Origin of the sequence: Candidatus Burkholderia verschuerenii (assembly GCF_001189365.1) — a bacterium.
In the GTDB taxonomy this organism is placed as follows: domain Bacteria; phylum Pseudomonadota; class Gammaproteobacteria; order Burkholderiales; family Burkholderiaceae; genus Caballeronia; species Caballeronia verschuerenii.
On sequence record NZ_LFJJ01000040.1, the window covers coordinates 15,952 to 33,291 of the forward strand.

Consider the following 17,340-nt stretch of genomic DNA (forward strand, 5'->3'; position numbering starts at 1 on the left):
CGATGCTCCGATTTACTTCTTCTTTTGCCACATCAGCAGCGCGGAATCCCACAGGCGGCCGAACAGGCCGGCTTCCGGCACGTCCTTCAACGCGACCAGCGGGAACTGCGCGATTTCCTTGCCGTCCGCGACCATCTTCACGGTGCCGATCTGCTGGCCACGCTTGATCGGCGCGATGAGCGTGTCGTCATGCGTCACGCTCGGCTTGACCTTGTCGCCCAGACCCTTCGGCACGGTGATGTACTGATCCGTCAGCACGCCAGCCTGCACGTTGTCCGTCGCGCCCTTGTAGACGCGCGGCGAATCGATCACCTGATCGGTCTTGAACAGGCGCAACGCGTCATAGGCCGTGTAGCCGTAGTTCAGCATCTTCAGGCTGTCCTGCACGCGGTTGTGCTCTTTCGGCTCGCCCATCATCACGGCGACGAGACGGCGGCTCGCGTTCGGCGTGCCGGCGAGCGGACGCTTGGCGGTCGCGATCAGGCAGTAACCCGCCGCTTGCGTGTGGCCGGTCTTCAGACCGTCGACGGACGGATCGAGCCACAGCAGGCGATTGCGATTCGGCTGCTTGATCTTGTTGTATGTGAATTCCTTCACCGAGAAGATGCTGTAGTACTCGGGGAAGTCGCGGATCAGGCGCGTGGACAGCACGGCGAGATCGCCTGCCGTCGTGAAGTGGTTCGGATCGGGCATGCCGTTCACGTCGGCGTAGTTCGTGTGCTTCATGCCGATGCGCTTGGCCGTCGTGTTCATCATCGTGACGAAGTTGGCTTCGCTGCCGCCGACCAGTTCCGCCAGCGCAATGGCCGCGTCGTTGCCCGACTGGATGATCATGCCGTACACGAGGTCATGCACCGTCACCGGCTTGTTCGCCTCGATGAACATGCGCGATTCGTTCGTCTTCACGCGACGCACATCCTCGCTCGGCATCACCGTCTGATCCATGTTGATCTTCTTCGACTTGAGCGCGTCGAAGACGAGATAGGCGGTCATCAGCTTGGTGAGCGATGCGGGTTCGACGCGTTCGTCGGGATTGCCCGATGCGAGCACCTGATTGCTGGTGGCATCGACGAGCACCCACGAACGCGCGGTCACGTCGGGCGGCGGTACTTGCGCGAACGCGCTCGCGGCGGCCAGCACGGCGGGCAGCACGAGCGCGGCCTGGATGACGCGGCGATTCACAACGGAGGGGGAAACAGCGGGAGAAACAGACAAGCCGGAAGGGACAAAGCGCATAGGATCGATCGGCGGAAAAAGCAGGCTGCGACGATGGCGATGAGGATCGGAGGATCGGCGAAGCACGGGTTGAACAGGCAGACCGTCGTGACGGGTCGGGCTTCTCGCGAAGGCGCGCTTGAAGACACGCGCCCGGCGATGAAGCGCTCGTTCGACAGACGGGCGCGCAATCGGTTCTCGGAAAACGGACTCGAAACCGGTTCTAAAAACCGGCGTATCGATAAGCCGCGTAAGCCGCCGGGCAAAGCCGATGCAAAGCATCGACACGGCGCCGCGCGGCTGGTTGCAGCCGAAAATTCTGCGCCATTATACGCGCCGCGCGCAGGCCAATCCTTCTGAATCTGCCCATTTTTCGCGCACTTTAACGTTTTGCCGAACGTGATTCGTCGCGATATGCACGCTCGATGCAACGCGCGAAACGTCCGCCAACAACAAACGGCGCCAAGCCTTCGAAAGCCTTGCGCCGCCGTGGTTCATGCGCGTTTGCGCGCTCGCGCGTCAACGCCAGGCGTCGACGATCACGCGCTTGAGAATATGCAGCTTGCGATGGAAAAAGTGCTCGCCGCCGGGAATCACGACGATGGGCAGTTCCTGCGGACGCGCCCAGTCGTAGACGGACTGAATTGGCACGGTATCGTCCACTTCGCCGTGAATGACGAGCGTGTTCTCCGGCACCGGCGCGACTTCCCAGCGGCTCGCCGCCGTGCCGACCAGGGCCATGCGCTCGATCGGCTTGCCCGCTTCGAGCATGCGTTTGGCGACATGCGAGAGCACGAACGTGCCGAACGAAAAGCCCGCGAGCACGATCGGCACATCGGCCTGACCGGGCTGCGCGCGCATATGGTCGATCAGCGCAAGCAGATCGTCCTGTTCGCCGATGCCGTTGTCATGCTCGCCGCCCGTTTCGCCGACGCCGCGAAAATTCGAGCGATACGTCGTGTAGCCGAGTTGCACGAACGTGCGCGCGAGGGTCTGCGCGACCTTGTTGTCCATCGTGCCGCCGAACAGCGGATGCGGATGCGTCACCAGCGCGATGCCGCGCGGCGCGCTCTCGCTTTTGTCGAGCGCGCATTCGATCTTGCCGAACGGCCCGTCGATCAGAAATTTCTCGGTTTGTGCGTTCATGCCAGTTGATCGATCAGAAGACGTTCGACGATCTTGCCGTTGGCGAGATGCGATTCCACGATCTCGTCGATATCCGTTTCATCGACATACGTGTACCACGTGCCTTCCGGATACACGACGAGCGCCGGCCCGAGTTCGCAGCGGTCCAGACACCCCGCCTTGTTGATGCGCACTCGGCCTTCGCCTGCTAGGCCCAGTTGCTTGACGCGCTTCTTCGCGTGCTCCTGCATGGCTTGCGCATTGCAGTTCGCGCAGCTCGGACGCGGCGCGTTGGCATCGCGCTGATTCAGGCAGAAGAAGACGTGATACTTGTAGAAGGAATCCATGACTTCGAGCGATAAGAGTGTCGGTCGATTATAGCGAGCGATGTTTGTGCCTGCCTCGGCTGGCGTCCTTGCCTTTGCGGCCGCGACGGCGCGCCAGCCACGCATGCTCCGCGATCGACGCGAGCCAGCCCAGCGCCGCGTAAGGCCAGACCCACGCGAGCCAGTGCAGCAGGCCGTTGAAATGTAGATAGCGCCCTTGCCGCCAGTCCGCGAGCACGATATCGAAGTACGGATTCACCGGCAGCAGATTGGCCAGCACGAGCGCGACCACCATCGCCGCGCCCGCGCACGCCGCCCGCAACGCGCGCGGCAGCGACACCGACGCGACGGCCGCGACCGTGCCGATCAGGATGCCTTCGAGCGCGCCGTCGGTCGCCCAGTCGAAGGTGAGGCCCGAGCGCGATTGCAGGAACGACGCGGCGACCTTGGCGAACAGCGTCGAGAGAATCAGCACGAGCATGATGCGGATGCGCGGCGCGCGCGCCCGCGTGAGCAGCGTCGCGAGCACGAGCGCGGCGAACAGGTTCGATGCCGTGATCAACGCTTCCCACGATTCGTCCGGCAACAATGCGCCCAGGCGATCCGGCCAGCTTTCGAAGTCCCACGACACGGGAATCCACGCGAGGATCGCGTCCTGCATGTTCGGATCGAGACCGTCCCACAACTCGCGCGGCAAGTCGCCGCCGCCGAACAGATATTGCGCGGGAAACAGCGTCGCGAACGGCCAGAGCGCCGACAGGCCGATGACATACGCCGCATTGCGCTCGAACCACATGAAGCGCATGCGCCGCAGCAAGCCGCGATCGAGCAGCGCGCTCGTCGCGGGCGAAATCAGCACGCCGCCCAGCAACGCGCCGAAGGCATTCGCGGCGAGATCGAGATTCGATGCGACGCGCGTCGGCAGATAGGTCTGGATCGCTTCCATCGCACCCGATAGCAACGCGCCGCCGAACAGCGCCGCGCATACCGCGACCGAGCCGCGCCAGCGCGGATATAGCGCCAGCACGATCAACGCGCCGAGCGGCATATAGCCGATCACGTTGGTGACGACGTCGAACACGGTCAGATATTGCGGAATCGGGTCCGCCAGATACGCGAACGGCCCGATGCCCAGCGACCGCCAGCCCGAAAACGGATAGAGCGAGCCGTACACCACGAGCGCCGCATACGCGATGAGCGCCTGCCGCGAAAACGCCGACGGACGGCGCTGCCATTGCTTGATGGTCATGAGCCGCTCGACTGCCTCCGTGCGGCGCGATGCGTCATGCCGGACAACGTTATCGCGAGGCGGCGAGCGGTTGCGCGGCGAGCCAGGCGCTGAGTTGCGCGATCACATCGTCCGATGCGGCGGCGAGCGCGCGTGCCCCGCCTGCGGCATCGCCGGTCGGCGCGGGCGCGTTCGCCGAGAAGCTGCGCTGACCGACGACGCGGCCGTCCTGCGTCAGCGTCGCGCGCACGGCGACCTGGCCGTGGCTCTGCTGGGGCGCGTCGAACACTTGTTCGAAGCTCGTCAGTTCGACTTCGAGCAGCGGCACGGCGCGCACGGGATCCGCGCCCGACAGAATCGGGCCGCGCGCGGCGAGCGCTTCGCGCAGGCGCTGCGTCAGCAGTTGCGCGGGCGGCATCGTCCAGTGGCTGGTGGAGTAGGTGCCGGTGCGCTGCGCATCGACGTAGCTCAGGCGATAGGCGAACGCATCCGTTTCCAGATTGCGCGGCGCGCTCACGCCGAGCACCTTGACGGGTGGCATCGGCTGGCCGTTGTTGTTCGCGCTATTCGCGACCGGCGGCGCGCCGAGGTCGAAACGCGCGTTCGGCATCGCCTCGGGCTGCGACGCGCATCCCGCCAGTGCCGCCGCTATTGCGCATGCCGCGACGAGTGCTTTGAGTTGAGTTGACATCTTCGTTCTCTCGGATCAGTGCGCCGGCTGCGCGGGCCACTTGAAGCCCGGCTCGCCCGGCCCCGGCGCCTGCTGCGGCGCGCCGAACAGCACGCTGCGCGGATTGGTGCTGAAGGCATCGGCGGCGCGGTCGACGGAACGCGCGGCGGCGCTCACGTCGTCGCTGAAGGAATACAGACGCGGCAAGGCCTCGAAACCGACGCGCGCCGTCAAAAAGCGCAGCGATTCGTTCATGTCGTTGAGCGACGCGCTGGCATCGTCCGCGGCCTTGCCCGCCTTGTTCAGATTCGTGACGAACGGCCCGTCCGGACGATTCAGGTTCTGCACGAGCTGATTGGTCGATGCCAGCGTCGTGTTGATCTGCCTGAGCGTCTGCGGCAACTGCGCGGTCGCGGGCGAGACCTGATTGGTCAGCGTCGCGATGCCGTCGGCCGCGCTCTTCAGGCTCTTGGTCGTGTCCATCAACTGATTGCGCACGTCGTCGGACAAGAACTTGTCGGCGTCGTCGGACAGACGCTCGAACTTCTTCAGGATGATGTCGCCGCGTTCCTGCAACTGCTCGAACAGACCCGCGCGCATCGGCACTTCGGCGACATGTTGCGGCGATGATGCGAGCGCGCTGGTGTCGCGGCCCGTGTCGTCGAGCTGCACGAAGGCGATGCCCGTCACGCCCTGAAATCCGAGCGTCGCGTAGGTGGAATGCGTCATCGGCGCGTTCTGATCGACGAGGATACGCACGCGAATCTGCCCCGGATGCGCGCGATCGAACTTGATCGACTCGACCTTGCCGACGCCCAGCCCGCGATAGCGCACGGCGGCATCGGTAAACAGCCCAGTCACGTTGGTGCGCGCGATCAGATCGTACGGCACGCGCACCGTGCGATCGACGTTGAAGAAGAACACCGCGAACGCGATCGCCAGCACCAGCACGATGGTGAACAACCCGGTCCAGAACGCGTATGATTTGTTTTCCATCGACTGGTTCCTAGCTTTCGCGCGCGTCGTACGCGCTCATTTGTTGACGCTGATCGGCGCGTCTTCGAGCGCGGCGGCGGGCAGTTTCGCGCGGCGCTCGGCGGGCAGCGCCTGCAACGCGCGCCGTCCGCGCCGCCCCAGAAAGTATTCGCGGATGAACGGATGATCGACCGCGCACGCTTCCTCGACGGGCGCGGCCACCAGCACGCGATGCTCCGCCAGCACCGCGACGCGCGTGGACAGCGCGACCATCGTATCGAGATCGTGCGTGATCAACACGACCGTCAGACCGAGCGCGCGATGCAGCGTCGCGATCAGATCGACGAATTCGTCCGATGCCTTCGGATCGAGCCCTGCCGTGGGTTCGTCGAGAAACAGCAGTTCCGGCTCGAGCGCAATGGCGCGCGCGATACCCACGCGCTTCACCCATCCCGCCCGACAGCGCCGACGGCATCTTGCTCGCGTGCTTGCACGACAGCCCGACCATTTCGAGCTTCAACATGACGAACTCGCGGATCAGATCCTCGGGAATCTTGCCGAGTTCGCGAAACGGCTGCGCGATGTTGTCGTACACCGACAGCGACGAAAACAGCGCGCCTTGCTGAAACAGCATGCCGGAGCGCGTGCGCATCATCTTGGCGGTTTCGCCGTCCATCTGCGCCCATTCCTCGCCGAGCACGCGGATGCTGCCGGACGTCGGCGCTTCCAGTCCGAGAATCTGCCGCACCAGCGTGGTCTTGCCGGAACCCGATCCGCCGAGCAGCGCGACGATTTCCCCGCGCCGCACTTCGAGATTCAGATGCTCGTGAATCACCGTGCGGCCGTAGCGCTTGGTGAGGTCGCGCACTTCGATCACCGGTTCGGCGATGACCGGCGGCGGCTGATGTCGAACGGCGGTGGCGAGCGTGGTGGACATGATCCTTATAGTCCCACGTTCTGAAAAAGGATGGCGAATACGGCGTCCGCGAGAATCACGATGGTGATCGACGACACGACGGATGTCGTCGTGCCTTCGCCGAGACTCTGCGAATTCGCCTTGATGCGAAAGCCGAAGTGACACGCCGCGAGCGATCAGCATGCCGAACACGACGCCCTTGCCGAGCCCGATCCACAGATTCGCGATCGGCACCACCGACGGCAGCGAGCGGATGAAGAACGACATGTCGATGGACAGCACGAGCTTCGCGGCCAGCGCCCCGCCCGTCAGCGCGATCATGTTGGTCCACATGACGAGCAGCGGCATGGCGATGCCGAGCGCGATCACGCGCGGCAGGATGAGGCGCAAGCCGTGCGGAATGCCCATCACGCGCATCGCGTCGAGTTCCTCGGTAACGCGCATCACGCCGATCTGCGCGGTGATCGCCGAACCCGAGCGCCCGGCGACGAGAATCGCCGACAGCACCGGCCCGAGTTCGCGAATCACCGACAGCCCGAGAATATTCACGATGTACTGATTCGCGCCGAACATCCGCAACTGCTGCGCGGACAAGTAACTGAGCACGATGCCGATCAGAAACGCGACCAGCGCGGTGATGGCCAGCGCCTGCGCGCCGGCGCTGTAGATGTTCGCGGAGATTTCCGTCCACGGAATGCGTTTCGGGCGACGCACGAGTCCGAACAGATCGAGCACGAAGCCGCCGAACATCGCGAGGCCGCCGTAGAGATGATCGAAGAACGCGAAGATCAGCAGGCCGAGTTTCGTAACCGGATTCGGCCGATCGACGACTTCGGGTTCTTCGCGTTCGGCGTCGAGCAGCGCGACGCGTTCGAAGATTTCGCGCTGGGTATCGTTGAGTTCGACTTCGGGCGGCATGCGCCGGCCCCAGATGCGCCCCAGCGCCTGACCGCCGACGTGATCGAGCCGTTCGACATCGAGCAGATCCCAGCTTCCGATGGCCTCCCGCCCGATGGCGCGCAGACGGCGCGTGACGCCGCTCTTCGCCCGGTCGCGCGCGAGCGCGGTCCACTGGCCTGAGAGCCGAACCACCTTGCCCTGCTGACCGGCTTCCACTCTCAGACGCGGGGGCGTGTCGAAGTCCAAGGATCGATGGCGCGTCGGGCGCGCACGGGGAAAAGGGGAGAGGACATTCTAGCGGAGAGTGGTTGGCGGGCGTGGGTTCGCGGGCGGGTGCGTCCGCCAGGCCTATGCCGAACGGGTGAATATCGGAAATGTCGCGGGTTGGGGAGACTTGGAGGCAGGTTTTTTTACTTTTGCTGAAGTACGCGACCGCGTGCGGCAAAACCCTGCGTATCGAACTCGATTGACGCCCGGTTTTTCCGATCGACTCATCGATCAACTGAAGACGCCGAGGGCGATGGCCATCGGCACCGTTCGAGGCCACGCGCCCCGCTACAATACCCGCCATGACCCCGCCCTCCTCCTTCGCCCCCGACGCCCCGTGGCGCATCGACCGCACGCGGCTCGCCGCGCTGGCCGAGCGGCCCGCGCATGACTGGACCATCGATATCGTCGATGAAACCGGCTCGACCAACGCCGATCTGATGGAGCACATGCGCGCGCTGCCGCGCGAGCGCGCGCAGGTCGATCCGCCCGCGCCGATCGTCCGCGTCGCCTATCTTCAGACGGCCGGACGCGGACGGCGCGGCCGCGCGTGGCTCGCGGAGCCGGGCAACGCGCTGCTGATGTCGGTCGGCTGCGTGATCCGGCGTCCCGTCGAAGGGCTCGCGGGTCTGAGTCTCGCGATCGGCGTCGCGGTGCTCGATGCGCTCGCCCGTCTGCCGCTCTCGGCATCGGCGCGGCCGGCGCTGAAGTGGCCGAACGATGTCCTGCTCGACGACGGCAAGCTCGCCGGCATCCTCATCGAAACGGCGTGGAATACGCCGAGCGCGACGGCGGTGGTCATCGGCATCGGCACGAATCTGCACGGCGCGGATCAGCTCGCCACGCAAGTCGACGATGCGAACCGCCAGGCCGCGTCCGCCGTGCCGGGCGCGTTGCCCGCCGCGCTGTCCCGCGCCTGGCCCGACGCCAATCTCACCGATGCCCTCGCCGCGTTGCTCGATTCGCTCGACGCCGCGCTGCCGCGCTTCGAAGCGGAAGGCTTCCGCCCGTTCCGTCAACGCTGGACCGACGCGCACGCGTGGGCTGGCCGCGAAGTCGCACTGCTCGATCAGGGTCTGGAAGTGTCGCGCGGCGTGGCGACAGGCGTCGACGATCGCGGCCAGTTGATGATCGAGACGCCGGACGGCCCGCGCACCATCGTCACCGGCGAACTGACGCTGCGACTCGCGCGGGAGCGTCCGTGAGTCACGCGTCGTTTCTGTTGATCGACGCGGGCAATAGCCGCATCAAGTGGTCGCTGGTCGACGCGCGCGGCGCATCGATCGCGAACGGCGCGTTCGAGCACGAGCGCGATGTCGCGCTGAACGATCCATCGGCTTCCATCGACGACACCATTCTCGACGACTGGGCCGCGCTGCCCGCGCCGGACTCGGCGTGGATATCGAACGTGGCGGGCGAGGCGGCGCTCACGCGCATCCAGCGGCTGATCGACACGCGCTGGTCCGCGCTGCCTTGCACCGTCGTGCGGGCGCAGGCGCGGCAATGCGGCGTCGTCAATCATTACGCGCAGCCGCACACGCTCGGCAGCGACCGCTGGTGCAGCCTGATTGGCGCGCGCGCCGCGTATCCCGGCGAGCATGTGCTGATCGCCACGTTCGGCACCGCGACGACGCTCGAAGCCCTGCGCGCGGACGGCGCGTTCACGGGCGGCCTGATCGCGCCCGGCTGGTCGCTGATGATGAAATCGCTCGGCAGCCACACCGCGCAACTGCCGACGCTCGACGCCGATGCCGCCCGCCGCGCGCTCGATTCCACCGCGAGCCGTTTCGCGACGGACACGGCCGCCGCGCTATCGGCGGGTTGTCTGTTGGCGCAGGCGAGTCTGGTCGAGCGGGCATGGCGCGATCTGCGTCACGATCTGCAGGCCGACGTTCGCCTCGTGCTCGGCGGCGGCGCGGCAAACGAGATAGCCGGCGCGCTTCAGGTGCCGCATACTCGACACGATTCCCTGGCGTTGTCCGGCCTCGCGCTCATCGCGCGCGACGCGACGGCGTCTCATCCCAACTCTTGATCTGATCGAACAACGGAGCCCGGTAATGCTGCGCTGGCTGATCGCCTTTCTTATTCTCGCCAACCTGCTGATGCTCGCGGTGGTGCAAGGCATGTTCGGGCCGCTGCCGGCGGCCGGCGCGCGCGAGCCGCATCATCTGCTGCAACAGGTGCATCCGGAAACGCTGAACGCGCGCCCGCTGCATCCCGAAGATGCCACCGATCAGCCGCAAGTCGGCGGACCCGCGCCCGCCGCCAACGTCCAGTCGTCGCCGATCGGACAGTGAGCGTGCCGGCTTATTGCGCCAGTTATTGCGCGCGCACGCGCTTGAGCAGCGCGGTCGTCGTGCGGTCGTGCTCGAAGGGAATCGCGAGCGCGCGGCCGCCCCAGCCGCGCACCAGCGCCGATTCCGCGAGCTTGTCCATGTCGTAATCGCCGCCTTTCACCAGCACGTCGGGATGCAGCGCGTCGATGAGCTGCAACGGCGTCGTCTCCTCGAACTTCACGACCCAATCCACGCTTTCGAGCGCGGCGAGCAGCGCCATGCGATCGTCTTCGCGATTGATCGGCCGATCGTCGCCCTTGCCGAGCGTGCGCACCGATGCATCGCTGTTCACGCCGACGATCAGCGTCGCGCCGAGCGCCTTGGCATCGGCGAGATAAGTGACGTGACCGCGATGCAGGATATCGAAGACGCCGTTGGTGAAGATCACCGGGCCGGCGAGCGTGGAACGGCGCGCGGCGAGCGCGTCGCGCGTGGTGATCTTGCGTTCGAAAATGGCGGACATGACGACCTGCTTGCGATGTTGGGAAAGCGCGCATTGTGCCACGAGGCCACGCGCACGCATGCGGCGAAAAGCAAAACGGCCCGCCGGTTGGGGCCGGCGGGCCGCGCGAATCGCTACAGAATCGCTATCTATTCGATGAAACTCAGGCCGGCTGTTCAGCCGATGCCGCGCCGCCCGATGCCGCCTGCAGACGCAGCACGACTTCCTTGCGGTAACGGTTCAGCTCCTGCGCGGTCACGAACGAGCGCTCGAAGAGAATCGACAGATTATGCAGAATGCGCTCGACGACCTTCTTCTCCCAGCTGTCGTCGAAGCGGATCTGGTCGTCGAGCCAGCGCTCGAGCCATTCCGGGTCCGGCAGACGCGACTGCACGGTATCGCGCGGGAACAGCGCCTGATTCACGTGCAGGTTCGTGGGATGCAACGGCTTTTCCGTGCGACGCGCCGACGCCATCAGCACGCCGATCTTCGCGAAAGCGGCACGCGCCGAATCGCCGGCATTGGTGAGCGCCTTCTTCATATAGCGCAGATACGCGCCGCCATGCCGCGCTTCATCGCGCGAAATGGTTTCGTAGATGTGCTTGATGACCGGCTCGGTGTGCCACTCGGCCGCCCGGCGATACCAGTGATTCAAGCGGATTTCACCGCAGAAGTGCAGCATCAGCGTTTCGAGCGGCGGCGCCGGATCGAACTCGAAGCGCACCGCGTGCAGCTCTTCCTCGCTCGGCACGAATTCGGGTTTGAAGCGCCGTAGGTACTCCATCAGCACCAGCGAGTGCTTCTGTTCCTCGAAGAACCACACGCTCATGAAAGCGGAAAAATCGCTGTCATTGTGGTTGTCACGCAGGAACATCTCGGTTGCGGGAAGAGCGGACCATTCGGTGATCGCGTTCATCTTGACGGTCTTGGCCTGCTCGTCGGTGAGCAGGGACGCGTCGAATTTGTCCCAGGGGATATCTTTTTCCATATCCCAACGGACGGATTCCAGCGATTTATACAGTTCCGGATAAAGCATGGTGTTCATAGTCCACCCCTGAAGCCACTTATGCGACGTTATATCTATGTAGATCCTGGCGGCCGATGTGCGGTAAAAATAGCTGCACTTCAGCAACCAAACTTTCAATTTTACGCGGGATTTCGGCGGCCTAAGACGAAAACCGACAACAAAGCGCGTAATTTCGCGCCGTAACAGTGCATGGCGCGCCGCGAAAACACCGCATGTCCCCGTGCGAATGTTGCTTTGTTTACGTCTTGCTCTATCGTGGGTGAGGAGCGAAACCTGTGCCTGAGGTAAATGTAAGGCCTGTGGCGACCTGATCGGCGCCGGAACGCGCCCGGTCGCGCAGTGTGACGCATCCGCATGACAGCGGTGCGAAAGGAAGCATGTGCGCCGGTCGCGCCCGCACCAGCCGGTAACCGCGACAGCGCCTAAGCGCCGTGCCGCGGCCCGCCGATGCGAGCGTCTTCGATCATAGCACGCTGGATTGACGCCATTCCGCGACCGTTTCGTCGATGGGCGTGAGCCCCGCGACATGGTCGATTCCTTCATGAGCCTTTCGGCGCAGAGCGGGACTGCTGCCGCCGACCCAGATCCGGACATGCGGCGGCAGAAGCTTGCGCAAGTCGGTCAGCGCAGTCGCGATGGACTGCGAGGGCAGCACCGCCGAGAACGACAGCGCGACGATATCGATCTTATGCACCGACACCGCTTCGACGATATCGTGCAGCGGCGTTTGCATGCCGAGCTGGAAGCATTCGCTTTCGGAGATCGTGAACATCGCTTCGGCCATCAACAGACCAAGGCCGTGTCCTTCGCCCGATAAAGTCGTTAGCAGCACTCGCGGTCGCGAGCCGCGTCCGCGCAGCGCGTCGGACAGCGGACGCATCAGCGAGCGCAGCGTGACCTGAATGGCCTCGCTGAACAGATGCTCGTGATAGACCTGCAGCGTCCTCGCCGCCCACGCGTTGCCGACACGCGCGGCCAGCGGCGCGGCGACGTCCAGAACAAACCGCTCGAGTCCGTCGCGCGTCGCGCGCTTCAGAAGACAGTAGCGGAATTCTTCATACTGACCGGTGCGTAATAGTTCGAGCAACTGATCGAGTTCGACATCGGGTGCGTCCTGGCCAATGCCGGACGACTCGGCCAGTTCTCGCAACGCATCGATCGACTGCACGAGCACCTTGCTCGGCCGATGCCCCGCGTCGAGCAGACGCTTGACCAGCCGCAGCTTGGAGACCTGCTCCTGTGGGTAGAGCCGCTCTCCGCCGGATGAACGCATCGGTTGAGGGAAACCGTAACGCCGCTCCCAGACGCGCAGTGTGTCTTTCGTCAGACCAATTTCCTGCGCAATTGCGCCGATGCCTATCCCTGCCATCGCGAAAGAAGGACGAAGTCCGTAGATCGGCTCCGGCAAGGGATCGGATCGTTTGACGCCATCGGCGTTCGATTCCGGATCGTATTCTTGTTCGGATGAGTTTGTCATGGACGAATGGTCGGAAAACAATCGCGTTGAAAACACGCACGTTGCATGCCCAGCGAGAATCGCACTCCTGCGCTTTAATGATGACCGTAATAATAAACAAAAACGAAATAATTGGTGCGCTGGCTTGATGAAGGTTCCGTGAAGAACATCATAGAGCGTCTCGCCAGGAAGAACGTGCCCCTAGGCTTTCGTTAATACGTGGCGGCTGGCGTTTCGGACGCACGCAAACAAAAAATTCTTGTTTTGCTTGTCGCGGACAGATGCGCGAACGAAGGTCGCGCGGCGGGATGAGATGGGTCGAAGCAAGCGAGCGCCGCTTCGACACGTGACGCTTGATGCAACGTTTAACGCAACGCTTAAAGGGGCTTCTTGCGCGGCGTTGTCTTGCGGGCTGCCGTCTTCTTCGCGGCCGCGCCTTCGCTCTTGTCATCGCTCGATGCGGCGCCTGCGGGCGATGCCGCGCCGCCTTCGGGCGATGCATCGGGCATCGCGTCTACCGGGTTCGTTGCGCCGGTCATGCCGGGCTGAAGCATCGCGAGATGCGCGAGCTGATTGAACTGCGATTGCAGCATGTTCCACCACGGTCCCGCATCGAAACCGGGCGGCGCGTCGGCGGGCTGTTCGTCGGCGGATGCGCCGGACGCCGATGCCGCTTCGGCCGACGCTGCGCTCGGCGGCGCTTGCGGTGCTTCGGGGCTTGCTCGCGCTGCTCATCGGCCAGCCCGCCGCCTTCGGCTTCTCCGATGCCGCCGCGCTCTGCATGCCTTCCACCGATGTCTGCGCGAACGCGCCGAACGCACGCAAGGTCGCAAGCGTCGCGCGCTGCACTTCGAGCGCCTGAATCGCCGATTGCAGCATGTTGAGATTGAGCTTGAGCCAGTGCTCGACGGCGCGCATGTCGGTCACGCGCTTGTCGAGTTCTTCGATGTTGGTGAGCGGCGCCATCATGTCGGACATCATCGAGAGCGAAGGAGGCATGCCCTGGCCGCCGCCCTGCATCGTGGCGGCGAACGAATTCAGACGCATCATCTCCCACATCTTGCTCATCATGTCGGCCGAGCCGAAGCCGGGAAAACCGGGGATGGAGAATGGCGGATTGCCGCCTGCGTTGTCAGTCATTCGATGCTCCTTGTGATCTATGCGACGTTCGGTTCAACGTTCGACTACACGTTCGATGCCGAGGTCAGAACGGCGCGCCGCCCGGAAAATCCGGCGCGCGGCGCTCCCGCAGCGAGCGCATGCCCTCATGCACGTCCGGTCCCGCGAAGCCCATGAATTCGAGCGCGAGCGATGCATCGAAGGTCGGCCCCGCCGAGCGCAGCCAGTTGTTGAGCGCGTACTTGGTCCAGCGTATCGCGGTTTGCGAGCCTTGGGCGAGACGCGTCGCGACTTCCATCGCCTTCGGCATCAGATCGGGCTCGTCCACCGCGAGCGATACCAGCCCGATGCGCTCCGCTTCCTCGCCGCTCACCGGCTCGCATAGCAGCAGATAGTACTTGGCCTTGGCCATCCCGCACAGCAGCGGCCAGACGATCGCCGCGTGATCGCCCGCCGCGACGCCGAGCCGCGTATGCCCGTCGATGATGCGCGCGGACTTCGACGCGATCGAGATATCGGCCAGCAATCCCGCGACCAGACCCGCGCCGACCGCCGGCCCGTGCATCGCCGAGACGATCGGCTTGCCGCAATTGATGACGTTGTACACGAGGTCGCGCGCTTCGTGCCACACGCGTGCGCGCACGTCGAAATCGTTCGCCATCTCCTCGACGAGTCCGAGATCGCCGCCCGCGGAAAAGCCCTTGCCCTCGCCGCGAATCAGCGCGACGCGCGTCTCGGGATCGCGGTCGATATCGCGCCAGATGTCCGCGAGTTCGCGATGCATGTTGGCATCCGCCGTGGACAGGCCGCTCTTGTTCGCGCCCGCGCCGGGCATCACCACTTCGAGCACGCCATGCGGATGGCGGCGCAATTCGAGCGACGTGTAATGCGAATACATGGAAAGATCGCTCATGCTGAAGGCCTCATGATTTAGCGCGGCTGATAAACCCATTTGCCGTCGCGGATCTCGACCATCACGCGCGCGCGCTGATCGAGACCGATGTGATCGGTGGGCGACATGTTGACTTGCCCGTTGATATCGGAAAAATTCTTCGTGCTTTCGAGCGCGTCACGTAACGCGCTACGGAACGCGGCCGTGCCGGGCGCGCCCGCTTTCATCGCGATGGGCGCGGCGCAATTCAGCAGCATGCCCGCATCCCACGCATACGAGCCGAACGCGGACACCGAGCCCGCGCCCTGCTTCGCTTCGTACAGTTTGATGTAGTCGAGCGCGAGACGTTTGGCCGGATGATCGTCGGGCAATTGCGACGCGACCAGCACCGGACTCGCCGGCAGGAAGGTGCCGTTGCAATCCGCGCCGCACACGCGCAGGAAGTCGCGATTGCCGACGCCGTGATTGTGATAAACCTTTCCCTTGAAACCGCGTTGCGCGAGCGTCTTCGGCGGCAGCGCGGCGGGCGTCCCGGCCGCGCCGACCACGACCGCATCGGGCTTGGCGGCAAGGATCTTGAGGATCTGCCCGGTCACACTCGGATCGGTGCGGTTGAAGCGCTCGTTCGCCACCACTTCGATCTTGTGGAGCTGCGCGAACTTCGCGACTTCGGCATAGAAGGTCTCGCCGAGCGCGTCTGCCTGACCGATATACGCGAGCGTCTTCACGCCATGATTGCTCGCATGCTCGGCAATGGCCGATGCCATCATCGCGTCGGTCTGCGGCGTCTTGAAGACCCAGCGGCGCTTGTTGTCCACCGGTTCGATGATCTTCGCCGACGACGCCAGCGAGATCATCGGCGTCTGCCCTTGCGCGACGACATCGATCATCGCGAGCGAGTTCGGCGTGATCGACGAGCCGATGATCGCATCGACCTGATCTTCGCTGATGAGCTTCTTGGTGGACTGCACGGCCTGCGTGGTGTCGGAGGCATCGTCGAGCACGATGTAATCGACCGGTCTGCCGCCCATTTCCTTCGGCAACAGCGCGACGGTTTCGCGCGCGGGAATACCGAGCGACGCCGCCGGTCCCGTCAACGACAGCACCAGCCCGATCTTCACATGCGCCTGATTCTGCTGCGCGAGCGCCGCCGTCAATACCGCGAACGCCAGCGTCATCCCGACCATGAACCGCCACTTGCCGCGTGCAGCCATCGAAGTCTCCTTGTTGTTCTGTGCAGGCGCGCCGCGCGGCGGCGCCCGGCAAGTGTAAGGCGATGGCTGCGCGCACCGCATCGGGCTTAACCCGTTGCGCAGAGCAGTGTTCCGGCTGCAAGACCGCCTGATCGATGGCACCGAAAATGGACTTGCCCGCTTCGTCGAACATCTCGATACGCACGCTGTCGCCGAACTTCATGAATTCGGTCGCGGCCTTGCCGTGCTCGATGGTTTCCAGACAGCGCTTCTCGGCGATACAGCCATAGCCGCGCGAGGTGTCCTTGTTCGAGATCGTGCCCGAACCGACGATCGACCCCGCGCGCAGATTGCGCGTCTTCGATGCATGCGCGATGAGCTAACCGAAGTGGAACACCATGTCCGTGCCGCAGTCGGGCTGGCCGACCTTTTTGCCGTTCCAGTGCACGATCATCGGACGATGCACGCGGCCTTCGCGCCACACGTCGCCGAGTTCGTCGGGCGTGACGGCGACCGGCGAGAACGCCGTCGCGGGCTTGCTCTGGAAGAAGCCGAAGCCCTTCGCGAGTTCGGCGGGAATCAGATTGCGCAGCGAGACATCGTTGACGAGCATCAGCAATCTCACTTGACGCAGCGCTTCGTCGGGCGTGGACGCCATCGGCACATCGGACGTGATGACCGCGACCTCCGCCTCGAAGTCGATGCCATACGATTCCGACGCGCACACGATATCGTCCGTCGCGCCGATGAAGTCGTCGCTGCCGCCTTGGTACATCAGCGGATCGGTCCAGAACTCGGGCGGCATCTCCGCGTTGCGCGCGCGTCGCACGAGTTCGACGTGATTCACGTAGGACGAACCATCGGCCCATTGGAGGAACGCGCGCGGCAACGGCGCCATGCAGTTCTTCGCGTCGAAGGAAAACGGATTGCGCGCGGCCCAGATTGAGCGCCTCGTACAGTTCCATGAGTTGCGGCGCGTAGAAGGTCCAGTCGTCGAGCGCGCGCTGCAGCGTGGCGACGATGCCGTCGGCAATGGCCGCCGTGCGCAGATCGCGCGACACGACGATAAGCTGGCCGTCGCGGGTGCCGTCCTTCAGGGTGGCGAGTTTCATGGAAGCGGTATTGGTGCCTAGGCTCTGTTCACATTTGAAGAAATGTGTTTACATCTCATCTTTTGCGTAAGCGATCAAGATGAGTCGAATGTTGCTGACCGATGAGATATGGGGACGACTGGAGTCCATTGTTCCGGGTAA

General features: G+C 64.3%; 16 protein-coding genes and 3 pseudogenes. 4 read left to right on the plus strand and 15 right to left on the minus strand.

The window, feature by feature from the left end; translation table 11 throughout:
- Positions 1–12 precede the first annotated feature (12 nt).
- Complete coding sequence (locus tag BVER_RS10105) at positions 13–1,236, minus strand: D-alanyl-D-alanine carboxypeptidase family protein (protein WP_050453182.1); 1,224 nt, start codon at positions 1,234–1,236, stop codon at positions 13–15.
- Between the two features lie 138 nt (positions 1,237–1,374).
- Between BVER_RS10105 and BVER_RS10110 the strand changes: the two genes are divergently transcribed.
- On the plus strand, positions 1,375–1,575 hold the full coding sequence (locus tag BVER_RS10110) for a hypothetical protein (RefSeq protein WP_157055994.1): 201 nt from the start codon (positions 1,375–1,377) through the stop codon (positions 1,573–1,575).
- A gap of 159 nt (positions 1,576–1,734) precedes the next feature.
- Here BVER_RS10110 and BVER_RS10115 read toward each other — a convergent pair whose 3' ends face one another.
- The 7 genes and pseudogenes from BVER_RS10115 to BVER_RS10150 all read right to left on the minus strand — a co-directional run bounded on the left by BVER_RS10115 (position 1,735) and on the right by BVER_RS10150 (position 7,601).
- Complete coding sequence (locus BVER_RS10115; RefSeq protein ID WP_050453184.1) at positions 1,735–2,361, minus strand: alpha/beta hydrolase; 627 nt, start codon at positions 2,359–2,361, stop codon at positions 1,735–1,737.
- Positions 2,358–2,687: a (2Fe-2S) ferredoxin domain-containing protein gene (locus tag BVER_RS10120; RefSeq protein ID WP_050453185.1), complete on the minus strand. Its 330-nt coding sequence runs from the start codon at positions 2,685–2,687 to the stop codon at positions 2,358–2,360. Before BVER_RS10120 ends, BVER_RS10115 begins: the two co-directional genes overlap by 4 nt.
- A 28-nt stretch (positions 2,688–2,715) precedes the next feature.
- Entirely contained in the window at positions 2,716–3,915 is a 1,200-nt protein-coding gene (locus BVER_RS10125) for a VanZ family protein (RefSeq protein ID WP_050453186.1), read from the minus strand.
- Between the two features lie 49 nt (positions 3,916–3,964).
- Entirely contained in the window at positions 3,965–4,585 is a 621-nt protein-coding gene (locus tag BVER_RS10130; RefSeq protein ID WP_050453187.1) for an ABC-type transport auxiliary lipoprotein family protein, read from the minus strand.
- Between the two features lie 15 nt (positions 4,586–4,600).
- Entirely contained in the window at positions 4,601–5,560 is a 960-nt protein-coding gene (locus tag BVER_RS10135; protein WP_050453188.1) for an MlaD family protein, read from the minus strand.
- 36 nt (positions 5,561–5,596) lie between these two features.
- A pseudogene (locus BVER_RS30020) lies at positions 5,597–6,476 on the minus strand (ABC transporter ATP-binding protein).
- 5 nt (positions 6,477–6,481) lie between these two features.
- Positions 6,482–7,601: pseudogene (locus tag BVER_RS10150) on the minus strand (MlaE family ABC transporter permease).
- Positions 7,602–7,924: 323 nt separating this feature from the next.
- Between BVER_RS10150 and BVER_RS10155 the strand changes: the two are divergent.
- The 3 genes from BVER_RS10155 to BVER_RS10165 are packed head-to-tail and all read left to right on the plus strand — an operon-like array spanning position 7,925 to position 9,919.
- The gene (locus BVER_RS10155) at positions 7,925–8,827 is read left to right on the plus strand and encodes a biotin--[acetyl-CoA-carboxylase] ligase (protein WP_050453191.1); all 903 of its coding nucleotides are present in this window, start codon (positions 7,925–7,927) and stop codon (positions 8,825–8,827) included.
- Complete coding sequence (locus tag BVER_RS10160) at positions 8,824–9,654, plus strand: type III pantothenate kinase (protein ID WP_050453192.1); 831 nt, start codon at positions 8,824–8,826, stop codon at positions 9,652–9,654. The genes BVER_RS10155 and BVER_RS10160 overlap by 4 nt, the downstream gene beginning before the upstream one ends.
- A gap of 25 nt (positions 9,655–9,679) precedes the next feature.
- Complete coding sequence (locus BVER_RS10165) at positions 9,680–9,919, plus strand: hypothetical protein (protein ID WP_050453193.1); 240 nt, start codon at positions 9,680–9,682, stop codon at positions 9,917–9,919.
- 22 nt (positions 9,920–9,941) lie between these two features.
- On the opposite strand, the gene rfaE2 is transcribed toward BVER_RS10165, so the two are convergent.
- The 7 genes and pseudogenes from rfaE2 to BVER_RS10200 all read right to left on the minus strand — a co-directional run.
- Positions 9,942–10,421, minus strand: a complete 480-nt coding sequence (gene rfaE2 / locus BVER_RS10170) for a D-glycero-beta-D-manno-heptose 1-phosphate adenylyltransferase (RefSeq protein WP_050453201.1) — start codon at positions 10,419–10,421, stop codon at positions 9,942–9,944.
- A gap of 142 nt (positions 10,422–10,563) precedes the next feature.
- Positions 10,564–11,445 (minus strand): ferritin family protein, encoded by an 882-nt coding sequence (locus BVER_RS10175; RefSeq protein WP_050453194.1) that lies wholly within the window; start codon positions 11,443–11,445, stop codon positions 10,564–10,566.
- Positions 11,446–11,890: 445 nt separating this feature from the next.
- Entirely contained in the window at positions 11,891–12,904 is a 1,014-nt protein-coding gene (locus BVER_RS10180) for a MerR family transcriptional regulator (RefSeq protein WP_050453195.1), read from the minus strand.
- A 426-nt stretch (positions 12,905–13,330) separates the two neighbouring features.
- Positions 13,331–14,023, minus strand: coding sequence for a PhaM family polyhydroxyalkanoate granule multifunctional regulatory protein (locus tag BVER_RS10185; protein ID WP_332309083.1), 693 nt, complete (start codon positions 14,021–14,023; stop codon positions 13,331–13,333).
- Between the two features lie 64 nt (positions 14,024–14,087).
- Positions 14,088–14,915 carry an enoyl-CoA hydratase/isomerase family protein gene (locus tag BVER_RS10190; RefSeq protein WP_050453196.1) on the minus strand — a complete coding sequence of 276 codons (828 nt, stop codon included), beginning with the start codon at positions 14,913–14,915 and terminating at the stop codon, positions 14,088–14,090.
- A gap of 17 nt (positions 14,916–14,932) precedes the next feature.
- Entirely contained in the window at positions 14,933–16,108 is a 1,176-nt protein-coding gene (locus BVER_RS10195; RefSeq protein WP_050453202.1) for an ABC transporter substrate-binding protein, read from the minus strand.
- Between the two features lie 121 nt (positions 16,109–16,229).
- Positions 16,230–17,199, minus strand: a pseudogene (locus tag BVER_RS10200) (fumarylacetoacetate hydrolase family protein); the annotation flags it as partial.
- Between the last annotated feature and the right edge of the window lie 141 nt (positions 17,200–17,340).

What these genes read in the sequence shown, in the direction of transcription:
- BVER_RS10105 (WP_050453182.1), bottom strand. Translation starts at nt 1,236, where the DNA reads ATGCGCTTTGTCCCTTCCGGCTTGTCTGTTTCTCCCGCTGTTTCCCCC.
- BVER_RS10110 (WP_157055994.1), top strand. Translation starts at nt 1,375, where the DNA reads ATGAAGCGCTCGTTCGACAGACGGGCGCGCAATCGGTTCTCGGAAAAC.
- BVER_RS10115 (WP_050453184.1), bottom strand. Translation starts at nt 2,361, where the DNA reads ATGAACGCACAAACCGAGAAATTTCTGATCGACGGGCCGTTCGGCAAG.
- BVER_RS10120 (WP_050453185.1), bottom strand. Translation starts at nt 2,687, where the DNA reads ATGGATTCCTTCTACAAGTATCACGTCTTCTTCTGCCTGAATCAGCGC.
- BVER_RS10125 (WP_050453186.1), bottom strand. Translation starts at nt 3,915, where the DNA reads ATGACCATCAAGCAATGGCAGCGCCGTCCGTCGGCGTTTTCGCGGCAG.
- BVER_RS10130 (WP_050453187.1), bottom strand. Translation starts at nt 4,585, where the DNA reads ATGTCAACTCAACTCAAAGCACTCGTCGCGGCATGCGCAATAGCGGCG.
- BVER_RS10135 (WP_050453188.1), bottom strand. Translation starts at nt 5,560, where the DNA reads ATGGAAAACAAATCATACGCGTTCTGGACCGGGTTGTTCACCATCGTG.
- BVER_RS10155 (WP_050453191.1), top strand. Translation starts at nt 7,925, where the DNA reads ATGACCCCGCCCTCCTCCTTCGCCCCCGACGCCCCGTGGCGCATCGAC.
- BVER_RS10165 (WP_050453193.1), top strand. Translation starts at nt 9,680, where the DNA reads ATGCTGCGCTGGCTGATCGCCTTTCTTATTCTCGCCAACCTGCTGATG.
- rfaE2 (WP_050453201.1), bottom strand. Translation starts at nt 10,421, where the DNA reads ATGTCCGCCATTTTCGAACGCAAGATCACCACGCGCGACGCGCTCGCC.
- BVER_RS10175 (WP_050453194.1), bottom strand. Translation starts at nt 11,445, where the DNA reads ATGAACACCATGCTTTATCCGGAACTGTATAAATCGCTGGAATCCGTC.
- BVER_RS10180 (WP_050453195.1), bottom strand. Translation starts at nt 12,904, where the DNA reads ATGACAAACTCATCCGAACAAGAATACGATCCGGAATCGAACGCCGAT.
- BVER_RS10185 (WP_332309083.1), bottom strand. Translation starts at nt 14,023, where the DNA reads ATGACTGACAACGCAGGCGGCAATCCGCCATTCTCCATCCCCGGTTTT.
- BVER_RS10190 (WP_050453196.1), bottom strand. Translation starts at nt 14,915, where the DNA reads ATGAGCGATCTTTCCATGTATTCGCATTACACGTCGCTCGAATTGCGC.
- BVER_RS10195 (WP_050453202.1), bottom strand. Translation starts at nt 16,108, where the DNA reads ATGGCTGCACGCGGCAAGTGGCGGTTCATGGTCGGGATGACGCTGGCG.